Source organism: Vicinamibacteria bacterium (assembly GCA_035620555.1).
GTDB lineage: Bacteria > Acidobacteriota > Vicinamibacteria > Marinacidobacterales > SMYC01 > DASPGQ01.
This window is the reverse complement of the sequence record DASPGQ010000022.1, coordinates 1-4073: the sequence shown is the minus strand read 5'-3', so window position 1 is coordinate 4073 and position 4073 is coordinate 1. Positions and strand designations below refer to the sequence as shown.

Annotated in this window: 4 protein-coding genes; 1 reads left to right on the top strand and 3 read right to left on the bottom strand. The window is 63.4% G+C overall.

The features are described from left to right. Positions 1-542 (top strand): ATP-binding cassette domain-containing protein (locus VEK15_00800; protein ID HXV59201.1); only part of this gene is annotated, 542 nt, incomplete at its 5' end. Positions 543-548: 6 nt separating this feature from the next. On the opposite strand, the gene VEK15_00795 is transcribed toward VEK15_00800, so the two are convergent. The 3 genes from VEK15_00795 to VEK15_00785 all read right to left on the bottom strand — a co-directional run bounded on the left by VEK15_00795 (position 549) and on the right by VEK15_00785 (position 4040). Further along, entirely contained in the window at positions 549-2216 is a 1668-nt protein-coding gene (locus tag VEK15_00795) for a formate--tetrahydrofolate ligase (protein HXV59200.1), read from the bottom strand. Next, a complete protein-coding gene (locus VEK15_00790) occupies positions 2213-3106 on the bottom strand; it encodes an aminotransferase class IV (protein ID HXV59199.1) in 894 nt (297 codons plus the stop codon). Before VEK15_00790 ends, VEK15_00795 begins: the two co-directional genes overlap by 4 nt. Before the next feature lie 67 nt (positions 3107-3173). Beyond that, a complete protein-coding gene (locus tag VEK15_00785) occupies positions 3174-4040 on the bottom strand; it encodes an EamA family transporter (GenBank protein ID HXV59198.1) in 867 nt (288 codons plus the stop codon). Between the last annotated feature and the right edge of the window lie 33 nt (positions 4041-4073).

Sequence of the window (4073 nt, the reverse complement as noted above, 5' to 3'; positions counted from 1 at the left end):
GAGAGAACATCACCTACTCCCGGCCGGAAGCGACCGATGCCGAGATTCGCGAGGTCAGTCGCATCGCCCACTGCGACGAGTTCGTCGAGCGGTTTCCCGAAGGCTATGACACCGTCGTGGGTGAGAGAGGCGTCAAGCTGTCGGGCGGGCAGCGCCAGCGTATCGCCATCGCCCGCGCCATCCGTTCGGATCCCGAGATCCTCGTTCTCGACGAGGCGACGTCGAGCCTCGACAGCGAGAGCGAAGCGATGATTCAGGACGGCCTGCGGTCGCTGAGGAAGGGACGAACGACCTTCGTGATCGCGCATCGCCTGTCCACGATCGTGAGCGCAGACCAGATCCTCGTGCTCGAGGGAGGCAGGATCGTCGAGCGCGGAAGTCACGATGCCCTTCTGGCCGTCGGGGGTCGCTATCGGGAGCTCTACGATCGACAGTACCAGATCGAGATGAACCGCTTCGTCAACCCCGGCGAGGATTTCACCCCCGAGCCCGAAGTCGTCCGCCCTTCGAGCCGACGGGTCGGCTCAGCCCGCGATTTGTAACTGGGTCTATTGGAGTCCCTCGATCTGGCCTTCGACGAGATCGATGTCCTCGGCTCGGGGCCGTCGCGGAAGGCCGGGCATCCGCATGATGTCTCCGGTGAGGACCACGAGAAAGCCCGCTCCGGCGTTGATCTCGATTCCGCTCACGGTGATGTCGAAATCCTCCGGGCGCCCGAAGAGGGCCGGATCATCCGAAAGCGAGTTCTGGGTCTTGGCGATGCAGACGGGAAGCTCGGTGTAACCGAGTCTTTCGACTTCGGCGAGTTGTTTGTCCGCTTCTTTCGTGAAGACGACATCTCGAGCTCCGTACATCTTTCGTGCCACTTTGCGGACCTTCTCGGGGACCGTATCCGAGATTTGGTAGAGCGGCTCGGCGGGAGCCGATGGAACGGCGGCTTGCCGCATGACGGTGCGCGCGAGCTCGATCGCACCCTCGCCGCCCCGGGCATGGTGGTCCGACACCGCGAAAGGCACTGATAGCTCCTCACAACGCTTCCGGACGACCTCGATCTCTTCGTCGGAGTCGCTTCCGAAACGATTGAGAGCCACGACGGCCGTCTTTCCGAAATGTTGGACGTTCTCCAGGTGCTTGTCGAGGTTCGCGAGGCCGAAGCGGACCGCACCGGGGTCGGGGGTCGTCAGTCCGTCCTTGGCCTTTCCCCCGTGCATCTTGAGCGCTCGCACGGTCGACACGAGGACCACCGCCGCGGGATTCAATCCGGCGGAGCGGCATTTGATGTCGAAGAATTTCTCCCCGCCCAGGTCGAAGCCGAAACCCGCTTCGGTGACCGCCCAGTCCGCGAGGTGGAGCGCGCATCGGGTGGCGGCGACGCTGTTGCAGCCGTGCGCGATGTTGGCGAAGGGGCCGCCGTGGATGAAGGCAGGCACGCCTTCCAGCGTCTGGACGAGATTGGGCTGAAGGGCATCTCGCAGCAGTGCCAGCACCGCGCCGGAGACGTTCAGCTTCGCCGCCACGACGGGCTCTTTCCCGTAAGTGAATCCAATGAGAATGCCATCCACACGCCGTCTCAGGTCGGACTCGTTCGCCGCCAGGCACAGGATGGCCATGATCTCCGAGGCCGCGGTGATGTCGAACCCCGTCTCGCGAGGAACGCCCTGGAGCGGTCCTCCCAGACCGACCACGACCTTGCGAAGCGAACGGTCGTTCATGTCGATGACCCGTTTCCAGGTGACGCGTCGTGGGTCGATGGCGAGCGCATTGCCGAAATGCAGTTGATTGTCGAGAGCGGCGGAGAGAAGGTTGTGCGCCGAGGTGACTGCGTGGAAATCACCGGTGAAGTGCAGGTTGATCCGATCCATGGGATACACCTGGCTATAGCCGCCACCCGTGGCTCCTCCTTTCATCCCCATGCACGGTCCGAGCGAAGGCTCGCGAAGCGCCAGACAGGCCGACTCACCCAACTTCGCGAGACCCTGAGCGAGGCCGATGCTCGTCGTGGTCTTGCCCTCGCCCGCGGGCGTGGGCGTGATTGCGGAAACGAGAACCAAACGCGGGTTCTTGCTGCGTGCCGGCCGGCTCAGGATCGCCGGGTCCACTTTCGCGATATGTGGCCCGAACGGGTGCCATTCGCCAGGCTCGAGGCCTAGCTTGTCCGCGATCGTGGCGATGGGCTCGGGTGTGACCGAGCGAGAGATCTCGATGTCGCTTTTCATGAACCACCTTGAGGATTGGACGAAGGACGCATCAGAGCACGCACTTTGTCTCGGTACAGGAGAATGAGCCTGCGGGTGAGCGGGCCCGGTCGACCGCCGCCGATGGTGACACCGTCGACTCGGACGATGGGAACGATCTGGCGCGCCGAAGCGGTGATGAAGACTTCGTCGGCGGCGAGAAGCTCATCGGGTAGGAACGTCGCCTCCTCGAGCTCGAGACGGCTCTCATTCGCGATCTCGAACACCAGCTCTCGCGTGATCCCCTCGAGGATACCGGCGTCGAGCGGCGGCGTCCGGATCGCGCCCCCTTTTGCGATGAAGACGTTCGACATCGAGCCCTCCGCCACCTCGCCGGCGCTGTTCAACATGAGCGCCTCGTAGGCTCCGCGGGCGTGTGCCTGGCGGAGCGCCATCACGTTGTTCAGGAGATTCGACGATTTGATTCGAGGGCTCAGATTGCCGGGAGCGGCCCGCATGATCGTCACGAAGACGGCATCGGCTCCGTCCCGGTAGAGCGTATCGGGAAAATCGGGAAGCGGCCGGACGACGATGACCACGGTCGGTTTCGAGGTCGATCCGGCGCCGTAGTCGATGCGGCCCACACCCGCCGAAACGACGATGCGGATCTGCGACTCGGGGTTGGACGCGGCTTGCAGGGTGTCGTCGATGCGCTTCGCCAGCTCCCCGTCGTCGGTGTCGAACACGATGTCGAGCGCCGCAGCTGACTCGCGCAGCCTCTTTAGATGACGTTCCAGGAGGAACGGCCGACCGTCATAAGTCCGCACCGCCTCGTACACGCTCGCGCCGAACAAGAACCCCTGGTCCAGAGGGGAAATGAGGCGGGCCGCCTCGTCTCCTGGCATTCCGTCGACGTTCACACGAATAGACATCGTTTCCTTTACGCTCGGGCCGCAAAAACCCTTCATTATCTCCCGGTCTAGGGCTCGGAAGAAAGCGCTAAGCGCGTTCGAGCGCGATTCCCGCAGCACCCAGCATCGTGACCGACCCGATGATCTCGAACGGCCCCAGCGACTCCTCGAAGAATAGAACACCAACCAGGAGCGCGACCACCGGAGAAACGAAGGCGTAGAGCCCCGCGCGGCTAGGTCCCCAGTCGCGAAGCAGGGTCAGATAGATGGTGAAGCCGCTCACCGAGCCCCCCAGAACGAGGAAGAGCCAGCTCAGCAGGACCGGCGGGGATAGAAAGGCACGGAACGTGTCGGGCCCGATCGGCTCGAAAACGATGGCGAATACCGCCAAGCCCACTCCGCCGATGAAGCTCTCGAGACCGCCCAGGGCCAGTGTCTCGAGCTCTCGCAGTAGCGGGCGGCTGAGTATCGACCCCCAACAGTAGGCGAGCGTTCCGGTGACGATGACGATCATGGCGATCAGCTCGGGCCGCTCGCCCCCGCGGATCCTCGGCGTGAAGAGGATGAAAAGGCCAAAGACCCCCACCGCAATCGCACCCAGCTTCTGATAGGAGAACGTTTCCTCCTTGACCAGAAGCCCGATCGAGAACAGGCCCAGCGGTATCAGAGACAGGTTGACGACGGCCGAGATTCCCGAGGGGACCCACTGCATTCCCCAGAACAGCGCGCCGTAGGCGACGGTGTTCACGAGAACGGCCGCCGCCACCACGCGACCCGTTCGCCCCCGGAGCGACACCGTCTGGCCTCTCGCTCGGGCCAGGCCAATGAGCACCGTACCGGCGGCCATCAGGCGCAAAGAAGCAAACAGGAACGGTGGTACCGCGGCGACGCCGGTCTTTATCGCCATCCAGGTCAATCCCCAGATGAGGCACATGAGCAAGAAGAAAAATCGCATATTATGTCTAACCCCGAAAGGGGTTATATTAGT